This is a genomic window from Pseudomonas sp. MWU12-3103b, assembly GCF_023100615.1.
In the GTDB taxonomy this organism is placed as follows: domain Bacteria; phylum Pseudomonadota; class Gammaproteobacteria; order Pseudomonadales; family Pseudomonadaceae; genus Aquipseudomonas; species Aquipseudomonas putida_A.
In genome coordinates this window covers 95521-115030 of record NZ_JALMEY010000011.1, presented here as the reverse complement: position 1 = coordinate 115030, position 19510 = coordinate 95521, and the positions used below count along the sequence as shown (strand labels likewise).

Annotated in this window: 14 protein-coding genes; 10 read left to right on the top strand and 4 right to left on the bottom strand. The window is 60.9% G+C overall.

The window, feature by feature from the left end; all coding sequences use genetic code 11:
* Positions 1 to 6 precede the first annotated feature (6 nt).
* Positions 7 to 1389: a cysteine--tRNA ligase gene (cysS, locus tag M0808_RS17860; RefSeq protein ID WP_247842034.1), complete on the top strand. Its 1383-nt coding sequence runs from the start codon at positions 7 to 9 to the stop codon at positions 1387 to 1389.
* Between the two features lie 62 nt (positions 1390 to 1451).
* Here cysS and uppP read toward each other — a convergent pair whose 3' ends face one another.
* Positions 1452 to 2324 (bottom strand): undecaprenyl-diphosphatase UppP, encoded by an 873-nt coding sequence (uppP, locus tag M0808_RS17855; protein WP_134785993.1) that lies wholly within the window; start codon positions 2322 to 2324, stop codon positions 1452 to 1454.
* Between the two features lie 253 nt (positions 2325 to 2577).
* Positions 2578 to 4425 carry a sigma-54-dependent Fis family transcriptional regulator gene (locus tag M0808_RS17850; protein ID WP_135295430.1) on the bottom strand — a complete coding sequence of 616 codons (1848 nt, stop codon included), beginning with the start codon at positions 4423 to 4425 and terminating at the stop codon, positions 2578 to 2580.
* 381 nt (positions 4426 to 4806) lie between these two features.
* On the opposite strand from M0808_RS17850, the gene M0808_RS17845 reads away from it, so the two are divergent.
* Genes M0808_RS17845 through M0808_RS17820 form a run of 6 tightly spaced genes read left to right on the top strand, consistent with a single transcriptional unit; the run spans position 4807 to position 10757 of the window.
* On the top strand, positions 4807 to 5901 hold the full coding sequence (locus M0808_RS17845) for an ABC transporter ATP-binding protein (protein ID WP_095138884.1): 1095 nt from the start codon (positions 4807 to 4809) through the stop codon (positions 5899 to 5901).
* A complete protein-coding gene (locus M0808_RS17840; RefSeq protein WP_247842033.1) occupies positions 5901 to 7010 on the top strand; it encodes an ABC transporter ATP-binding protein in 1110 nt (369 codons plus the stop codon). Before M0808_RS17845 ends, M0808_RS17840 begins: the two co-directional genes overlap by 1 nt.
* Positions 7007 to 7873 carry a sugar ABC transporter permease gene (locus tag M0808_RS17835; RefSeq protein ID WP_007961995.1) on the top strand — a complete coding sequence of 289 codons (867 nt, stop codon included), beginning with the start codon at positions 7007 to 7009 and terminating at the stop codon, positions 7871 to 7873. The genes M0808_RS17840 and M0808_RS17835 overlap by 4 nt, the downstream gene beginning before the upstream one ends.
* Before the next feature lie 10 nt (positions 7874 to 7883).
* A complete protein-coding gene (locus M0808_RS17830; RefSeq protein WP_247842032.1) occupies positions 7884 to 8684 on the top strand; it encodes a carbohydrate ABC transporter permease in 801 nt (266 codons plus the stop codon).
* A gap of 10 nt (positions 8685 to 8694) precedes the next feature.
* Entirely contained in the window at positions 8695 to 8967 is a 273-nt protein-coding gene (locus M0808_RS17825) for a DUF2160 domain-containing protein (RefSeq protein ID WP_027614647.1), read from the top strand.
* 47 nt (positions 8968 to 9014) lie between these two features.
* On the top strand, positions 9015 to 10757 hold the full coding sequence (locus M0808_RS17820) for an ABC transporter substrate-binding protein (protein WP_247842031.1): 1743 nt from the start codon (positions 9015 to 9017) through the stop codon (positions 10755 to 10757).
* 396 nt (positions 10758 to 11153) lie between these two features.
* On the opposite strand, the gene M0808_RS17815 is transcribed toward M0808_RS17820, so the two are convergent.
* Together M0808_RS17815 and M0808_RS17810 are read right to left on the bottom strand one after the other, a co-directional pair.
* Entirely contained in the window at positions 11154 to 12587 is a 1434-nt protein-coding gene (locus M0808_RS17815) for a heavy metal sensor histidine kinase (RefSeq protein WP_247842030.1), read from the bottom strand.
* Positions 12584 to 13258 (bottom strand): heavy metal response regulator transcription factor, encoded by a 675-nt coding sequence (locus M0808_RS17810; protein WP_003223767.1) that lies wholly within the window; start codon positions 13256 to 13258, stop codon positions 12584 to 12586. The genes M0808_RS17815 and M0808_RS17810 overlap by 4 nt, the downstream gene beginning before the upstream one ends.
* Before the next feature lie 538 nt (positions 13259 to 13796).
* Between M0808_RS17810 and M0808_RS17805 the strand changes: the two genes are divergently transcribed.
* The 3 genes from M0808_RS17805 to M0808_RS17795 are packed head-to-tail and all read left to right on the top strand — an operon-like array spanning position 13797 to position 19450.
* Positions 13797 to 15044, top strand: a complete 1248-nt coding sequence (locus M0808_RS17805) for a TolC family protein (protein ID WP_247842029.1) — start codon at positions 13797 to 13799, stop codon at positions 15042 to 15044.
* Positions 15045 to 15091: 47 nt separating this feature from the next.
* Positions 15092 to 16285 carry an efflux RND transporter periplasmic adaptor subunit gene (locus M0808_RS17800; protein ID WP_247842028.1) on the top strand — a complete coding sequence of 398 codons (1194 nt, stop codon included), beginning with the start codon at positions 15092 to 15094 and terminating at the stop codon, positions 16283 to 16285.
* A gap of 15 nt (positions 16286 to 16300) precedes the next feature.
* On the top strand, positions 16301 to 19450 hold the full coding sequence (locus tag M0808_RS17795) for a CusA/CzcA family heavy metal efflux RND transporter (protein ID WP_247842027.1): 3150 nt from the start codon (positions 16301 to 16303) through the stop codon (positions 19448 to 19450).
* Positions 19451 to 19510: the final 60 nt, after the last annotated feature.

Here is a 19510-nt window from a genome sequence, read left to right as displayed (position 1 = left end):
TATAAAGTGCTGACGATCTACAACACGCTCACCAAGAGCAAAGAAGTCTTCAAGCCGCTGGATGGCAACAAGGTGCGCATGTACGTGTGCGGCATGACCGTGTACGACTACTGCCACCTCGGCCACGGCCGCAGCATGGTCGCGTTCGACCTGGTGACCCGCTGGTTGCGGTTCAGCGGTTACGACCTGACCTACGTGCGCAACATCACCGACATCGACGACAAGATCATCAATCGTGCCCGCGAGAACGGTGAGTCGTTCGAAGCGCTGACCGAACGCATGATCGCCGCGATGCACGAAGACGAAGCGCGCCTGAACATCAAGAAGCCGGACATGGAGCCGCGCGCCACGGATCACATTCCGGGCATGCACGCGATGATCCAGACCCTGATCGACAAGGGCTTCGCCTACGCCCCGGGCAATGGCGACGTGTATTACCGCGTCGCCAAGTTCATGGGTTACGGCAAGCTGTCGCGCAAGAAGATCGAAGACCTGCGCATCGGTGCGCGCATCGAAGTCGACGAGTCGAAAGAAGATCCGCTGGACTTCGTCCTGTGGAAAGCCGCCAAACCGGGCGAGCCGAGCTGGGAATCGCCGTGGGGCGCCGGGCGTCCGGGCTGGCACATCGAGTGCTCGGTGATGTCCACCTGCTGCCTCGGTGAGACCTTCGACATTCATGGCGGCGGCAGCGACCTCGAGTTCCCGCACCATGAAAACGAAATCGCCCAAAGCGAAGCGGCCACCGGCAAGACCTACGCCAACGCGTGGATGCATTGCGGCATGATCCGTATCAATGGCGAGAAGATGTCCAAGTCCTTGAACAACTTCTTCACCATTCGCGACGTGCTCGACAAGTACCACCCGGAAGTCGTGCGCTACCTGCTGGTGTCGAGCCACTACCGCAGTGCGATCAACTACTCGGAAGACAACCTCAAGGACGCCAAAGGCGCACTCGAGCGTTTCTACCACGCGTTGAAAGGCCTGCCGAACGTGGCACCGGCCGGCGGCGAAGCGTTCGTCGAACGTTTCACCACCGTGATGAACGACGACTTCGGCACGCCGGAAGCCTGCGCGGTGCTGTTCGAGATGGTTCGCGAGATCAACCGTCTGCGCGAGAGCGATCTCGACGCGGCGGCCGGTCTGGCGGCACGTCTGAAAGAACTGGCGAGCGTGCTGGGTGTATTGCAACTGGAAGCCGATGACTTCCTGCAAGCGGGCGCCGAAGGGCGTGTCGATGCGGCTGAAGTCGACGCACTGATTGCTGCACGTCTGGCGGCACGCGCCGGCAAAGACTGGGCCGAATCCGACCGCATCCGCGACCAGCTCACCGCCATGGGCGTGGTGCTGGAAGACGGCAAGGGCGGCACGACCTGGCGTCTGGCTGACTGATTGCTTGATCCGCGTTAAAACAAAACCCGCCGAGTGCGGGTTTTGTTTTTTCTGGCGGGGCCTTAGCTCAAGGCGCCGGTGCTGACCGCGACGATCAGGAAAATCCCCAGCACCGCACGGTAGATGACGAATGGCCAGGTGGAGAACTTCTCCAGAAAACGCATCAGGCCCCAGATCGCGAAGAACGCCGAGATGCTGGCGATCACCAGACCGAAAATCAGGTGCCCCCAAACGGCAGCGGGAAGGTCGGCATGGAATAACACCCACAACTCCTTCAGACCGGCGAGGGCGATCGCCGGCAGCCCGAGCAGGAACGAGAACCGCGCCGCTTCTTCACGCTTGAAGTTGAGAAACAACGCCGCCGTCAGCGTCGAGCCGGAGCGCGACACCCCGGGAATCAGCGCGCCAATCTGCGCAATGCCGACGATCAGCGCATCGCGCAGACGCATTTCGTCAACGCTGCGCCGATGGCGACAGGTGAGTTCGGCAGCGGCCAGCAACACCGCCATGACCACGCAGGAAATCCCGATCACCATCAGACCGCGCAAGGGTGAGTTGCAGGCATTGAGCGTCGACGACAACGCGATCCCGGCAATCCCGATGGGAATGGTCGCCAGCACAATCGCCACCGCGAGGATGAACCAGCGGTTGTTGAAATCCCGTTGGCGCACCGCATCGACGCTGCCGCCGACCACTTGGCGGACATCGCGCCAGAAATAACTGACCACCGCCGCCAGTGCGGCCAGTTGCATCGCTGCGGAAAACGCCGAGCCGGGATCCGGCCAGCCGAGCAGGGCCGGGACGATGCGCATATGCGCGGTGGAGGAAACGGGCAGCAACTCGGTGATGCCTTGAATGATGCCGAGGAAGCCGATCTGCAGGTAGTCCAGCGAAGCGAAGCCGATATCGAGGCCGGTGGAACAGATGTTGGTCAAAGCACTTATCCTGTGAAAATCAGGAGGAGGGAGGTGTCTGAATCAATGGCATGGCGAAAAACTGAAACATTTCGTCACAGTCTAGTCGGTTCGGTCAATGAGGGCGGATTGATAGTTGTGGGGTGACTGGGCTGGCGCCTTCGCGAGCAAGCCCGCTCCCACATTGGATTTTTGTCATGTCTGATTTTTGTGTACGACACGGATCCCCTGTGGGAGCGGGCTTGCTCGCGAAGAGGCCGGTTCAGCCACCCTGTCACTCAGCCTGGCGCAAGCGCTTGTAAAGGGTATTGCGACTAACCCCCAACCGCCGTGCCAGATGCGAAATATTCCCCCCGGCTGCTTTCAACTCGCGGTTCAACGCCTCCACATCATTCAGATCCAGCCCCAGCGGCTGCACGCTCTCCACCGGCTCCATCTCCAGATCGACAAAAAAGTCATCCGGCAAATGCTCCGGCCGCACTGGCTGCTCCTCGGCCATTGCCAGTGCCACCTGCATCACGCTACTGACCTGACGTAAATTGCCCGGCCACGGGTGCCGCTCGAACAGCTCCAGCACTTCGCGGCTGAGTCCGGCCCATTGCGTCGGCTCACGATGCTGTTCCCACAGTCGTTTAAACAACGCCTCTTTATCACTGCGCTCTCTGAGCGGCGGCAGTTCCAGTGTCAAACCGCCAATTCGGTAGTACAAGTCCTCACGAAATCGGCCCAATTGCACTTGCTCGCGTAAAGAGCGGTTGGTCGCCGAGATGATCCGCAAGTCCACCGCGAACAACTCGCTGCTGCCCACCGGTTGCACGCAGCGCTCCTGCAACACCCGCAACAACCGCGCCTGAGTCGGCAACGGCATGTCGCCGATTTCGTCGAGGAACAGGGTGCCTTTGTCGGCTTTGCGGATCAGGCCGATGCTGCCTTTCTGGTTGGCGCCGGTGAACGCGCCTTTTTCATAGCCGAACAGTTCTGATTCCACCAGTTCGGCGGGGATCGCCGCGCAGTTGACGGCGATAAATGCCTGTTTGCTTCTCGAGCTGGCCTGATGCAGGGCTTTGACGAAGACTTCCTTGCCGACTCCGGTTTCGCCGTGGATCAGCAGCGGAATGTCTTTCTCCAGCAGGCGTTCGGCCTGACGCACGGCTTTTTCCACCCGGCTGTCACCGAAGTGCAGGGTGCTGAGGCTGATGGCGCCCGCGGGTTTGAGCGACGTTTCGGCGCTTTTCGGTTCAGCAAATACCCGAGGCTGAACCGCTGCCTGTTGCGGTCGCTTCAACAAACACTGAAAACGGTTGCGCCCGGAGGTCTGCAGGGCGAACGGCAAGCCGTCGGGCTGATTCAACAGCTCCAGCAGCGACACGTTGAACAGGCTCTCGACACTGACCCGCGACAGGCGCACGCCGAGCAGATTGTCCGCCCGGCGATTGGCCGACAGCACCTGCCCGCTCTCATCGAAAATCAGCAAACCCGCCCACTGACTGTCGAGGTTGTTCAACCCGGTGTTGAAGGTCAGTTGAAAGTGCTGGCCGTGGAACAGGTTGAGGATCAGCCGGTTCTCCACGGTCTGGCTCATCATCTTGACCATGCCCAGGGTGTGCGAGGGCGGCAGATAGCTGTCGCTGGACACGTCGAGTACGGCGATAACCTTGCGCTCGGCATCGAAAATCGGCGCGGCGGAACCGGTCATGAAACGGTTGGCTTTCAGAAAGTGTTCATCGTGCTCGATGTGTACCGCTTGCTCGCAGGCCAGCGCGGTGCCGATCGCATTGGTGCCACTGCAGCGCTCCATCCAGCTCGCCCCGGCGCTAAACCCTCGGGCCAGGTTCGGCTCGATAAAGCGCTGAGTGCCCCACGAGGTCAGCACCTGACCCTGATGGTCGGCGAGCATGATCAGGCAATTGGAGTTGCTGAGGATGTTCTCGTAGTACGGCAGCACTTCCTGATGGGTGGTTTGCACCAGCGCGTGGTGACGGTCGAGCAACTGCGCGATGCCGGCGGCGGGCAATTGATCGAAGGCCGGGGCGCTCTGGTGGTCAAGGCCGAAGGCGCGGCAACGTTGCCAGGAGGTCTGGACAATCGCGTCGTGGGACAGCGGCGGGGCAGGTGCGGCCATGGTGGTGGGCCTCTGAAGGGCATTTTATTGTTGTTATGGCACTGCTTTCAAAACCAACACAGATCAAAACTGTGGGAGCGGGCTTGCTCGCGAAAGCGGTATATCAGACACATTTACATCGACTGACACACCGCATTCGCGAGCAAGCCCGCTCCCACATTGGAGCTTCGGTGTTCAGGAAATCTGGGCAAAAAGCGTTCATAGAGTGTTGTTCACAATTGTTCATTGTCAATCGCCCAGCTGTTCAAATGTGTTCAGCAATGAACGCCTGATCCCCGCGTTTTCAGCCCTTTTCACGACAAATCAACCACTTGCCATTTCTGGCACGAATGTCGCTCTGCTGCACAGGTCGCTTGACTCCAATAATAAAAAGGCCGAGCCATGTCACTCACCCTGGAGCACGTCAGCCGCACCGTCGAGGGCCAGACCTGGATCGACGATGCCTGCCTGAAATTCGAACCCGGATCTTTCAACGTTCTGCTCGGCCGCACGCTGTCCGGCAAGACCAGCCTGATGCGCCTGATGGCAGGCCTGGACAAGCCCGACAGCGGCCGGATCCTGATGAACGGCGTCGACGTCACCCAGCGCCCGGTGCGCCTGCGCAACGTGTCGATGGTTTATCAGCAGTTCATCAATTACCCGACCATGACCGTGTTCGAGAACATCGCCTCGCCGCTGCGTCAGGCCGGTGTTTCCAAAGAAATAATCCATAGCAAAGTGCTGGAAACCGCGAAGATGCTGCGCATCGAGAAGTTCCTGCAGCGCTATCCGCTGGAGCTGTCCGGCGGTCAGCAGCAGCGCACGGCGATGGCCCGGGCGCTGGTCAAGGACGCCGAGCTGATCCTGTTCGACGAGCCACTGGTCAACCTCGACTACAAGCTGCGCGAAGAACTGCGCCAGGAAATGCGCGAGCTGTTCAAGCTGCGCCACACCATTGCGATCTACGCCACCACCGAACCCAACGAAGCCTTGGCGCTGGGCGGCACCACGACCATTCTTCACGAGGGCCGGGTGATCCAGAGCGGCCCGTCGACCTCGGTATACCACCAGCCGCAAACCGTGTTGGCCGCCGAGCTGTTCTCCGAACCGCCGATCAACCTGATGCCCGGGCGCATTGCCGGCAACGAAGTCAGCTTCGCCAATTTCGTGCACTTTCCGCTGAACGTCGACCTGCGTCCTGTAGGCGAGGGCGAGTTTCGCTTTGGCGTGCGCCCCAGCCATATCTCGCTGGTGCCGAGCAACGATGACGATCTGGAGCTGGCGGTTACCGTCGAAGTGGCGGAGATCAGCGGCTCGGAAACCTTCCTGCACGTGCGCAACGAGCATTTCCTGCTGGTGCTGCACCTGCCGGGGGTTCACGAATACGACGTCGATGCGCCGATCCGCATCTACATCCCGACTCACAAACTGTTCGTGTTCGATGCGCAGGGCCGTCTGGTGCAGGCACCGGGCCAACGTGTCGCGAGGGTTGCCTGATGGCCGAAATCCGTTTGCAGCACCTCGCCCACAGCTACAGCAAAACCCCGAGCGGGCCTGACGATTACGCGATCCGCGAGATGGACCACATTTGGGAGCAGGGCGGCGCGTATGCCTTGCTCGGCCCCTCGGGTTGCGGCAAATCGACCTTGCTCAACATCATTTCCGGCCTGCTCAGCCCCTCGCAAGGGCATGTGCTGTTCGATGGCAAAGCGGTCAACGACCTGACCCCGGAGAAGCGCAACATCGCTCAGGTGTTCCAGTTCCCGGTGGTCTACGACACCATGACCGTGTTCGACAACCTGGCCTTCCCCCTGCGCAATCAGGGCATGGCCGAGGCGAAAGTGCACAGCAAGGTGCAGGAAATTGCCGAAGTCCTCGACCTGCAAAACCTGCTGGGCAAGAAGGCGCGTAACCTCACTGCCGACGAAAAACAGAAAGTCTCCATGGGCCGTGGCCTGGTGCGCGACGATGTCTCGGCGATTCTCTTCGACGAGCCGCTGACGGTGATCGACCCGCATCTGAAATGGAAGCTGCGACGCAAGCTCAAGCAGATCCACGAGCAGTTCAACATCACCATGGTCTACGTCACCCACGATCAGCTCGAAGCTTCGACCTTCGCCGACAAGATCGCGGTGATGTACGGCGGACAGATCGTGCAGTTCGGCACGCCACGGGAATTGTTCGAGCGGCCGACTCACACCTTTGTCGGCTACTTCATCGGCAGCCCGGGGATGAACCTGATCGAGGTGCAGCCGCAGCCGGGCGGGGTCGGTTTCGCTTCGACGCACTTGCCACTGTCCGACGCCTTGCAGCGGCATATCGAACATGGTCAGTGGAAAAATCTGAAGGTCGGCATCCGCCCGGAGTTCATCCATGTCTGGGACGAGCCGTTTGACGAGGCGATGCAGGCGCGGGTGGTTCACGTCGAAGACCTCGGCACCTACAAGATCCTCACCCTCGACCTCGACGGCGCGCCGCTCAAGGTGCGTCTGGCCGAAGACAAACCGGTGCCGCAGGGCACGGCGTATATCAGTTTTCCGGCGCAGTGGCTGATGGTCTATGCCGATGAGTTTCTGCTTGAAGCCGATGAAGAGGTGCAGCCATGAACAAGGTGCAGAACAACAAGGCCTGGTGGCTGGTGTTGCCGGTGTTCCTGCTGGTGGCGTTCAGTGCGGTGATCCCGATGATGACCGTGGTCAACTATTCGGTGCAGGACATTTTCGACCAGTCCAGCCGCTACTTCGTCGGCGCCGACTGGTACAAGCAGGTGCTGCTCGACCCGCGTCTGCATGACTCGCTGCTGCGCCAGTTCATCTACTCGGCCTGCGTGCTGTTGATCGAAATCCCGTTGGGTATCGCCGTCGCCCTGACCATGCCGACCAAGGGCCGCTGGTCGTCAGTGGTGCTGATCATCCTGGCGATTCCGTTGCTGATCCCGTGGAACGTGGTGGGCACCATCTGGCAGATCTTCGGCCGTGCCGACATCGGCCTGCTCGGCTCGAGCCTGAATGCACTGGGCATCAGCTACAACTACGCGGCCAACACCATGGACGCCTGGGTGACGGTGCTGGTGATGGACGTCTGGCACTGGACGTCGCTGGTGGCGCTCCTGTGTTTTTCCGGGCTGCGGGCGATTCCCGACGTGTATTACCAGGCGGCGCGGATCGACCGCGCCTCGGCGTGGGCAGTGTTCAGGCACATCCAATTACCGAAGTTGAAAAGCGTGCTGCTGATCGCGGTGATGCTGCGCTTCATGGACAGTTTCATGATCTACACCGAGCCGTTCGTGCTCACCGGCGGCGGGCCGGGCAATGCCACGACTTTCCTCAGTCAGACCTTGACCCAGATGGCGGTCGGCCAATTCGATCTGGGGCCGGCAGCGGCGTTTTCGCTGGTGTACTTCCTGATCATCCTGCTGGTTTCGTGGCTGTTCTACACCGCCATGACCCATTCCGACGCCAACCGCTGAGGGCCCGGCCATGAGCAAGAGAAAGCTGATTCCGCTGCTGGTGTACATCCTGTTTCTGCTGGTGCCGATCTACTGGTTGCTGAACATGTCGTTCAAGAGCAACACCGAAATTCTCGGCGGCTTGACTCTGTTCCCCCAGGATTTCACCTGGCACAACTACAAGGTGATTTTCACCGACCCGAGCTGGTACACCGGTTATCTCAATTCGCTGTATTACGTCAGCCTGAACACGGTGATCTCGCTGAGTGTGGCGCTGCCGGCGGCGTATGCGTTTTCGCGCTTTCGCTTCCTCGGCGACAAGCACCTGTTCTTCTGGCTGCTGACAAACCGCATGGCGCCGCCGGCGGTGTTTCTGTTGCCGTTCTTTCAGTTGTATTCGTCGATCGGGCTGTTCGACACGCACATCGCCGTGGCCTTGGCGCACTGCCTGTTCAACGTGCCGCTGGCGGTGTGGATTCTTGAAGGTTTCATGTCCGGCGTGCCCAAGGAAATCGACGAAACCGCGTACATCGACGGCTACAGCTTTCCCAAGTTCTTCGTGAAGATTTTCATCCCGCTGATCGGCTCCGGCATCGGCGTCACGGCGTTTTTCTGCTTCATGTTTTCCTGGGTCGAACTGCTGCTGGCGCGCACGCTGACTTCGGTTAATGCCAAGCCGATTGCCGCGGTGATGACCCGCACGGTGTCGGCTTCCGGCATCGACTGGGGCGTGCTGGCGGCGGCGGGGGTGTTGACCATCCTGCCGGGCATGCTGGTGATCTGGTTTGTTCGCAACCACGTGGCCAAGGGCTTTGCCCTCGGTCGGGTCTGAGGAACGCATGATGGAATGGATGAGCTGGACCACCCCCACGGCGGGGTTCTTTATCGCCATCGGCCTGTTGCTGGTGGGCATGACCACCTGGGAATTGCGCTCGCCGAGCATCCTGCGACGCGGTTTTCTGCCGATTGCCACCACCCGTGGCGATCGCTTGTTCATCGGTCTTCTCGGCAGCGCCTACCTGCATCTGCTGGTAATCGGCGTCACCGACTGGAGCATCTGGGTAGCGTCCGCGCTGTCTCTGGTGTGGCTGTTGGTTGTGATGCGCTGGGGCTAGTCGAGTCGCTCGGCAATCGTGCTCCGTAACTCAAACTGGAGGTCTCTATGTTCGACAAAAACAATAAGCTGCGACATAGCATTTCATTGGCAGCCTTGCTGGCACTCAGCGGTTTGAGCGCATCTGCCTGGGCCGATGCCTACGAAGACGCTGCGAAAAAATGGATCGGCAGTGAATTCAAGCCGTCGACCCTGACGGCCGATCAGCAACTCGAAGAATTGAAGTGGTTCATCAAGGCCGCCGAGCCGTTTCGCGGCATGGAAATCAAAGTGGTTTCCGAGACCCTGACCACCCACGAATACGAGTCCAAGGTGCTGGCCAAGGCCTTCACCGAAATCACCGGGATCAAGCTCACCCACGACCTGCTGCAAGAAGGCGACGTGGTGGAAAAAATGCAGACGGTGATGCAGTCGGACAAGAACATCTATGACGGCTGGGTCAACGACTCGGACCTGATCGGTACGCACTTTCGCTACGGCAAGACCGAATCGATCACCGACCTGATGGCCAACGAAGGCAAGAACTTCACCTCGCCGACCCTCGACATCAAGGACTTCATCGGCATCTCGTTCACCACCGCGCCGGATGGCAAGATCTATCAACTGCCCGACCAGCAGTTCGCCAACCTGTACTGGTTCCGCGCCGACTGGTTCGAACGCGCCGATCTGAAAGCCAAGTTCAAGGAAAAGTATGGCTACGAATTGGGCGTGCCGGTGAACTGGTCGGCCTATGAAGACATCGCCAAATTCTTCAGCGAAGACGTCAAGGAAATCGACGGTAAACGCGTCTACGGGCACATGGACTACGGTAAGAAAGACCCGTCGCTGGGCTGGCGCTTCACCGATGCCTGGTTTTCCATGGCCGGTGGCGGCGACAAGGGCCTGCCCAACGGCTTGCCGGTGGACGAGTGGGGGATTCGCGTCGAGGACTGCCATCCGGTTGGTTCCAGTGTGACCCGCGGCGGCGACACCAACGGCCCGGCGGCGGTGTTCGCCACGCAGAAATACGTCGATTGGCTCAAGGCCTACGCGCCACCGGAAGCGGCGGGCATGACCTTCTCCGAGTCCGGCCCGGTGCCGTCGCAAGGCAACATCGCCCAGCAGATCTTCTGGTACACCGCGTTCACCGCCGACATGACCAAACCGGGCCTGCCGGTGGTCAACGCCGACGGCACGCCGAAATGGCGCATGGCGCCGTCGCCGCGCGGGCCGTATTGGGAAGAGGGCATGAAGCTCGGCTATCAGGACGTGGGTTCGTGGACATTCATGAAATCCACGCCTGAGAAACAGAAGCTCGCGGCGTGGCTGTACGCGCAGTTCGTCACTTCGAAAACCGTGTCGCTGAAGAAAACCATCGTCGGTCTGACGCCGATCCGCGAGTCGGACATCAACTCGCAGGCGATGACCGATCTGGCGCCGAAACTCGGTGGCCTGGTCGAGTTCTACCGCAGCCCGGCCCGCGTGCAATGGACCCCGACCGGCACCAACGTGCCGGACTATCCGCGCCTGGCGCAATTGTGGTGGAGCCACATCGCCGAAGCGGCCAGCGGCGAGAAGACTCCGCAGCAAGCGCTGGACGGCCTGGCCAAGGATCAGGACGCGATCATGACCCGCCTCGAACGCTCCAAGGCGCAAGCAGTGTGCGCCCCGAAAATGAACCCGGAACGCGACGCGCAATACTGGTTCGACCAACCGGGCGCACCAAAACCAAAACTGGCCAACGAGAAGCCGAAGGGCGAGACCGTGAGCTACAACGAACTGCTGAAATCGTGGGCGGATGCGCGTAAGTGATGGTTGATGTGTGAAAAGCAAAACGGCACCGTGAGGTGCCGTTTTTTTGTTGCCTGATCTACCGCTTTCGCGAGCAAGCCACGCTCCCACAGGTTTCTGTGTTGCTTACAAATTCAGAGTGCACCCGAAACCACTGTGGGAGCTTGCCTGCAAGCGATTGCTTTCTGACATTCAACATGGATATCGCCTGATCCGACGCTTTCGCGAGCAAGCTCGCTCCCACAGGTTTTGGCGGTGTCCACACATTTTGTGAATGACTACTGTCCCTGTGGGAGCGAGCTTGCTCGCGAAGGCTCAGTATCAGGCAGTGCAGATGTTGCAGGACCCACCGCCATCGCGAGCAGGTGAAGGCCTACAGGTTTGAGTGGTGGTCACAAAACCTGAGTACCCCGCAAATCACTGTGGGAGCTTGCCTGCAAGCGATGTGGCCATGGGTGTCGCCGCGGGAAAACCGAGACGGAATACGGTCATGACACCTGGCAAGCTCTTCACCTCCGCCACCCCCTGATGCAGGCTCATGATCGAGCGCACGATCGCCAGCCCCAGCCCGGTGCTGCCCTGTGAGCGCGAGCGGGCGCTGTCGACGCGGTAGAAACGGTCGAACAGGTGCGGCAGATGTTGCGCCTCGATGCCGGCGCCGGGATTGCTCACCAGCAGTGAAGCCTGCGTCGCGCCTTGCTCGATCAGCAAGGTGATGGTTTTGCCGTTTGGGCAATGACGCAGCGCGTTGGACAGCAGATTGGAAATCGCCCGCTGGATCATCAGCCGATCGCCCAACACCGATGCGCTGCCAACAACATTCAAATGAATCTGCTTGTCCTGCGCCGCCAGCGAAAACATCTCCGCAACCTTCGCCGCTTCCGCCTCCAGTGCCACCGATTCAAACGGCGCCAGTGCCGACGGATGACTGACCTGCGCGAGAAACAGCATGTCCGAGACAATCCGCGCCACGCGTTCCAGCTCCTCGGTACACGACACTAGCACGTCCTGGTATTCCTCACTCGTGCGCTCGCGAGACAGCGTCACCTGGGCCTTGCCCATCAGGTTGTTGATCGGCGTGCGCAGCTCGTGCGCCAGGTCATCTGAGAACTGCGACAACTGCTGCACCCCGGCATCGAGGCGATGCAGCATGAAGTTGATGCCCTGCGCCAGTTCGCTCAACTCCTGCGGCATGTTCACCACCGACAGCCGATGCTCCAGATCCTGCGTCGAGACCCTCGCCGCCACTTTGCGAAACTCGCGCAGCGGCGCCAGTCCACGCTGCACCGCGCCCCACGCCGTCAGGCCGATGAACACCAGCAACAGCGGCAAGGCAATCAGCGTCGAGCGCAGATAGGCGCTGAGCAGCGCCTGATCATGCGCGTTGTCCATCGACAGCAGCACCGGCACGCTGCTGCCATCCTTGAGCCGAATCAGCTTCGACGCGGTAAGGAACTTCGCGCCCTCGTCATCGATGCTGTCGCTATAGGCCAATTGTTCGGTGGTGGTTCGCACTGCGCGCAATTCGGCGCGTGGATCCTTGAGTCCCGAGCCGGATTTGAGCAGCGGCGTACGCAGGTTCGAACGGTCATAAATCGTCAGCGTCAGGTTGTCGTGGCCCATGACCTGATCGAGCAGAATGTGCGGCTTGCCACTGACTTCGTTGGCGTCGATGTACAGCGACAGGCTGTGTTCCACCTGCGCCATCTTCTTTTGCAGGCTGTCGCGGGACAGCGCATTCAGCTCATGAGTCAGGGCGAAATAGGCAAGGATCGCCAGAAACACCACCAACAGCGCGCCGAGAATACTCACCGTCAAACCAAGGCGCATCGACAGGCTGGCCGGCTTCATTCCCGCGCCTCCAGCACGTAGCCGACACCGCGCAGGGTGTGGATCAGCTTGTTGTCGAACGGGTCATCGATCTTCGCCCGCAAGCGCCGGATCGACACTTCGACCACGTTGGTGTCGCAGTCGAAATTCATGTCCCACACCAGCGAAATGATCTGCGTGCGGGTCAGCACCTCGCCGGACTGGCGCATCAGCAAGTGCAGCAGGGCAAATTCCTTGGTGGTCAGGTCGATGCGCTGCTCGCCACGAAACGCCCGATGCCGGCCCGGATCCAGCTCCAGATCGGCGACTTTCAACACCTGTGGGACTGGGATGTTTTCACTGCGGCGCATCAAGGTGCGGACCCGCGCCAGCAGTTCGGGAAACTCGAACGGCTTGACCAGGTAGTCGTCGGCGCCCAGGTCCAGACCGCGAATCTTGTCCGCCAGCCGCCCGCGCGCGGTGAGCATCATCACCCGCGTCGAGTGGGTGCGGCGCAGTTGTTCCAGCACGCCCCAACCGTCCAGTTCCGGCAAGTTCACGTCGAGAATGATCAGGTCATACGCCTGCTGTTGCGCCAGATGCAATCCATCGGCACCGGTGGCGGCGTGGTCAACGATATAACCACTTTCGGTCAAACCCTGATGCAAGTATTCGGCAGCTTTAAGCTCGTCCTCGACGACAAGGATTCGCATGATCTATCACCACTTTTATTTAATGGATATCTAATTAAGGCAACCCCTCACCCTAACCCTCTCCCCGAGGGAGAGGGGACTGAATGCGGGATATTTCAGAACTACGCCAACGTGAAAAAACTTTACTGAATCCATAATCGACTTGATGTAACAGGTCGATAAAAAACGCGAGACACTTCGGTCGGCCCCCTCTCCCCCCGGGAGAGGGCTGGGGTGAGAGGATGTCCGCAACGATAAAGGTTGTAGCGGCTACAGGGTCAACAACCCAATGCTTTAAACCGGGGCTGTGCGACAGTCCGCCGCAGCGCGGACCACGTGAATCTCGTAAGTTTGATTCCGACAAGTACTGTTCAGCAGTTAACTACCGAGTATTTGTTTCTATGTATTGCGGCAAAGCCGATTGCACTTCGCATCCTAGAACAAAACAACTTTGCTGAACCGTTGATAACGGATTTGTAATGTTCCAGTCACCTTGTCGATAAGTTCAAAACCCTAACGTGGCGGCATCGAAAAATCCTGAATTAAAGGAAGCCCTCCATTGCCCGGTTTAATTGAACTGACGGCGCGATCACGCCAGAACAAAACCGCTAGCGGCCTCTTGTTGCTGGCGTGTAGCAGCCTTGCCAGCGCATCGACCCTGACCCTCGATCAGGCGCTGCAAAGTGCCTTCGCCGGCAACCCGGATCTCGCCGCCGCGCAGTGGGAAATCGGCATTGCCGAGGGCGATCGCCAGCAGGCCGGGCTGATCCCCAACCCCGAAGTCTCTTGGGAGGCTGAAGACACCCGGCGCAACTCGCGCACCACCACGGTGATGCTCAGTCAGCCGATTGAACTGGGCGGCAAACGCGGCGCGCGCATCGATGTCGCCAGCCGTGCGCAGGACGCCGCCGGCATCGAACTGGAGCGCAAGCGCAATGCCTTGCGCGCCGATGTGATTCAGGCGTTCAACAGCGCGCAAACTGCGCAACAACGTCTGCAGCTGTCGCGCCAGTCGCTGCAACTGGCCGAGCACGGTTTGCGCGTGGCCCAAGGGCGGATCGAGGCCGGTAAATCGTCGCCGGTCGAAGGCACGCGAGCGCAAGTGCAGCTCTCGGAAGTGCGCCTGGAGGTGAGCCGCGCCGAGCGCGATCAGGCCAACGCCTATCAGCAACTGGCGCAAGTCATGGGCGCGCCGTTGCCGACCTCGACCAACGTGCAAGCCGCTACGCAACACCTCGCCACGCTGCCGCCGCCCGGCCGTTTGCTCGAGCGTCTGAACCAGACCGCCGAGCTGCGTTTGGCGAAACTGCAGATCGATCAGCGCGAAGCCTCGTTGGGCCTGGAAAAGTCGCAGCGCATTCCCGACCTGACCGTGAGCATCGGCAGCCAGTACAGCGAAACCGAGCGTGAGCGAGTCAACGTGGTCGGGCTGTCGATGCCGATTCCGCTGTTCAACCGCAATCAGGGCAACGTGCTCGCCGCCGCACGCCGCAGCGATCAGGCGCGGGATCTGCGCAACGCCACCGAGCTGCGTTTGCGCACCGAAGTCCAGACCAGCCTTGAGCAGTGGCAGACCGCCAACGGCGAAGTCAAAGCCTTCAACCAGACCATCCTGCCCGCCGCACAAAGTGCAGTGGACAGCGCCACCCGTGGTTTCGAAATGGGCAAGTTCGGTTTCCTCGACGTACTCGACGCCCAGCGCACCCTGATTGCCGCGCGCAGCCAATACATCCAGGCCGTCAGCGAGGCGACCGACGCCCGCGTGCGCCTCGAACGGATCTTCGGCGACCTCAGCGTCAGCCCTTGAATTTCATTTTCAGACAACTGCGCGAAGCACGGCGCAGAGGAGTTTCCATGGATAAAAAACTGCTGGTGGTCGCGGTCGCGACCTTGGCGCTGGGCATTGGCATCGGCTCGATGTGGCCGGCCAACTCAAATATCGACGCGCATGCCGATGAGGCCTCCGAACACGCCGATCACGCCGAGGAGGACGCTGCCGCCGAAGGCGAACATGCCGAAGAAGGCCACATCGAATTGAGCGCCGAGCAGATCGCCGCCGCAGGCATTCAACTGGCCGAGGCGCGGGCGCAAAGCATCAGTCTCGGCTTGTCGTTTCCCGGCGAAGTGCGCTTCGACGAGGACCGCACGGCACACGTCGTGCCGCGCGTGCCGGGGGTGGTCGAGTCGGTCGCGGTCAACCTCGGGCAAACCGTGAAGAAGGGCCAGTTGCTGGCGGTGATCGCCAGTCAGCAGATCTCCGATCAGCGCAGCGAACAGGCCGCCGCGCAACGTCGCCTGGCGTTGGCGCGCACCACCTACGAGCGCGAGAAAAAACTGTGGCAGGACAAGATCTCCGCCGAGCAGGATTTCCTCCAAGCGAAGCAGGCGCTGGAAGAGGCGGAAATCGCCATGAACAACGCCCGGCAGAAAATCAGTGTACTCAGCGGCAGCGTGGTCGCCACCGGTGGCAATCGCTACGAACTGCGCGCACCGTTCGACGGCGTGGTGGTGGAAAAACACCTGACACCGGGGGAGGTGGTCGATGAAACCACGGCCGCGTTTACCCTTTCGGACTTGTCCCGGGTGTGGGTCACGTTCGGCGTCTCGCCCAAGGATCTGACCAGGGTGCAGGTGGGTAAACCGGTGACTGTCAGCGCGCCGGAATTGAACGCGCAAGTCACCGGCAGCGTGGCTTACGTCGGCAGTCTGCTCGGCGAACAAACCCGCACCGCGACCGTGCGCGTCACCTTGGAAAACCCGCAGGGCTCGTGGCGCCCCGGGCTGTTCGTCAGCGCACGGGTGGCGACCGACAGCCGCGAAGCGCAAGTCGCCGTACCGGAAACCGCGATCCAGACCGTCGAGGACAAACCCACGGTGTTCGTGCGCACCGCTGACGGTTTCAAGGCGCAGGCCGTCGAGCTGGGCAGCCGCGCAGCCGGCCACGTGGAAGTCACCCAAGGGCTGGAAGCAGGCGTGCAAGTCGCCAGCGCCGGCAGCTTCGTCCTCAAGTCGGAGCTGGGCAAAGCCTCAGCCGAGCACAGTCATTAATTCTGGAAGGTCCCCATGTTCGAACGCCTGATCCAGTTTGCCATCGAGCAGCGCATCATCGTGCTGCTCGCCGTTCTGCTCATGGCCGGCCTCGGCATCGCCAGTTATCAGAAACTGCCGATCGACGCCGTGCCCGACATCACCAACGTCCAGGTGCAGATCAACACCGGCGCCGCCGGGTTCTCACCGCTGGAAACCGAGCAGCGCATCACTTTCCCGATTGAAACCGCGATGGCCGGTTTGCCGGCGCTGGAGCAGACCCGTTCGCTGTCGCGTTCGGGGCTGTCGCAAGTGACGGTGATCTTCAAGGACGGCACCGACCTGTTCTTCGCTCGCCAACTGGTCAACGAGCGTCTGCAGATCGCCAGGGAGCAATTGCCTGAAGGCGCTGAAGCGGTGATGGGGCCGATCTCTACCGGACTCGGCGAGATCTTTTTATGGACGGTGGAAGCCCAGGAGGGCGCGCTGAAGGACGACGGCAGCGCCTACACGCCGACCGATCTGCGAGTGATTCAGGACTGGATCATCAAGCCGCAGTTGCGCAACGTGCCGGGCGTCGCCGAGATCAACACCATCGGTGGGTTTGCCAAGGAATATCAGATCGCGCCGGACCCGAAACGCCTCGCCGCGTACAAGCTCACCCTCACCGATCTGATCACCGCGCTAGATCGCAACAACGCCAACGTCGGCGCCGGGTACATCGAGCGCAGCGGCGAGCAGTTGCTGATCCGCGCGCCGGGGCAAGTGGCGAGCACCGAGGATATCGCCAACATCGTCATGGCCAATGTCGATGGCACGCCGATCCGGGTGAAGAACGTCGCCAGCGTGGAAATCGGCCGTGAATTGCGCAGCGGCGCGGCCACCGAAAACGGTCGCGAAGTGGTGCTGGGTACGGTGTTCATGTTGATCGGCGAGAACAGCCGCACCGTTTCGCAAGCGGTGGCCAGCAAGCTGGAACAGATCAATAAATCCCTGCCGCAAGGCGTGATCGCCGTGCCGGTCTATGACCGCACGCACCTGGTCGACAAAGCCATCGCCACAGTGAAAAAGAACCTGATCGAAGGCGCGATTCTGGTGATCGCGATTCTGTTTCTGTTCCTCGGCAACATCCGCGCCGCGCTGATTACGGCGATGGTGATTCCGCTGTCGATGCTGTTCACCTTCACTGGCATGTTCAGCAACAAAGTCAGCGCCAACCTGATGAGCCTCGGCGCGCTGGACTTCGGGATCATCGTCGACGGTGCGGTGGTGATCGTCGAAAACACCCTGCGTCGTCTGGCGCATGCGCAGCAGCATCACGGCCGTTTGCTGACTCGTGCCGAGCGTTTCAAGGAAGTTTTTGCGGCAGCGAAAGAGGCGCGCCGACCGCTGATTTTCGGCCAGTTGATCATCATGGTGGTGTACCTGCCGATCTTCGCGTTGAGCGGCGTCGAAGGGAAAATGTTCCACCCGATGGCGTTCACCGTGGTCATCGCGCTGCTCGGTGCGATGCTGCTGTCGGTGACCTTCGTGCCGGCAGCGATTGCGCTGTTCGTCACCGGCAAGGTCAAGGAAGAAGAGGGCGTGGTGATGCGCGGTGCACGTCGGGTGTATGCGCCGGCGCTGGCCTGGGTCATGGCCCATCGCACGGTGGCCGTGGGCGCGGCGTTGGGCGTGATCGTGCTCAGCGGCGTGCTCACCAGCCGCATGGGCAGCGAGTTTGTACCGAGCCTCAGTGAGGGGGATTTTGCCCTGCAAGCGCTGCGCGTGCCGGGCACCAGCCTGACGCAATCGGTGGACATGCAGCAGCGGCTGGAGACGCTGATCCTGGCCAAAGTGCCGGAGGTTGAACGGGTGTTCGCCCGCACCGGTACGGCGGAAATTGCCTCCGATCCGATGCCGCCGAACATCTCTGACAGCTACGTGATGCTCAAACCGAAGGATCAATGGCCAGACCCGAACAAGTCCCGCGAAACCCTGATGGCCGAGTTGCAACAAGCCGCCGCGACGTTGCCGGGCAGCAACTATGAACTGTCGCAGCCGATCCAGTTGCGCTTCAACGAACTGATCTCCGGTGTGCGCAGCGATGTCGCGGTGAAGGTGTTCGGCGATGACATGGACGTGCTCAACGCCACGGCAGCGAAGATCGCGGCGGCGATGCAGAAGGTCAATGGCGCCTCTGAAGTGAAAGTCGAGCAGACCACCGGGTTGCCGGTGCTGACCATCAACATCGATCGCGACAAGGCGGCGCGTTACGGGCTCAACGTCGGTGATGTGCAGGACACCATCGCCGTCGCAGTGGGGGGACGGCAGGCTGGCACTTTGTACGAGGGTGATCGGCGCTTCGACATGGTGGTGCGCTTGTCCGATGCCATGCGCAAGGACATCGACGGCTTGTCGGCGTTGCTAATTCCGGTGCCGGCGCTGAGCGGTGCGGCGAATCAGATTGGGTTTATTGCACTGAAGGACGTCGCCAGCCTCGATCTGGTGCTCGGGCCGAACCAGGTCAGCCGCGAAAACGGCAAGCGCCTGGTGATCGTCAGCGCCAACGTGCGCGGGCGCGATATCGGCTCGTTCGTCGGTGAGGCGGGTGTGCTGATCGAGCGCGAGGTGCAGGTGCCGGCCGGTTACTGGACCAGTTGGGGCGGGCAGTTCGAGCAATTGCAATCGGCGGCCAAGCGCTTGCAAATCGTGGTGCCGGTGGCGTTGCTGCTGGTGTTCGGATTGCTGTTCATGATGTTCAACAATCTGAAGGACGGCTTGCTGGTGTTTACCGGGATTCCGTTTGCGTTGACCGGTGGGGTGATGGCGCTGTGGCTGCGGGATATTCCGTTGTCGATTTCGGCGGGTGTCGGGTTTATCGCGTTGTCCGGGGTGGCGGTGCTCAACGGTTTGGTGATGATCGCGTTCATTCGCAATTTGCGCGAGGAAGGGCGCTCACTGACGGAGGCAATCAACGTCGGCGCGCTGACGCGCTTGCGGCCGGTGTTGATGACCGCGCTGGTGGCGTCGCTGGGGTTTATTCCGATGGCGCTGGCGACCGGCACCGGCGCCGAGGTGCAGCGGCCACTGGCAACCGTGGTGATCGGCGGGATTCTGTCCTCGACGATCCTCACGTTGCTGATCTTGCCCGCGCTGTACCAGATCGCCCATCGCCGGGATGAGGACACCGTACCGTCTGAATAGGTGATCTCCTGTGGGAGCGGGCTTGCTCGCGAAGAGGCCGTGTCAGTCGACATCAATATT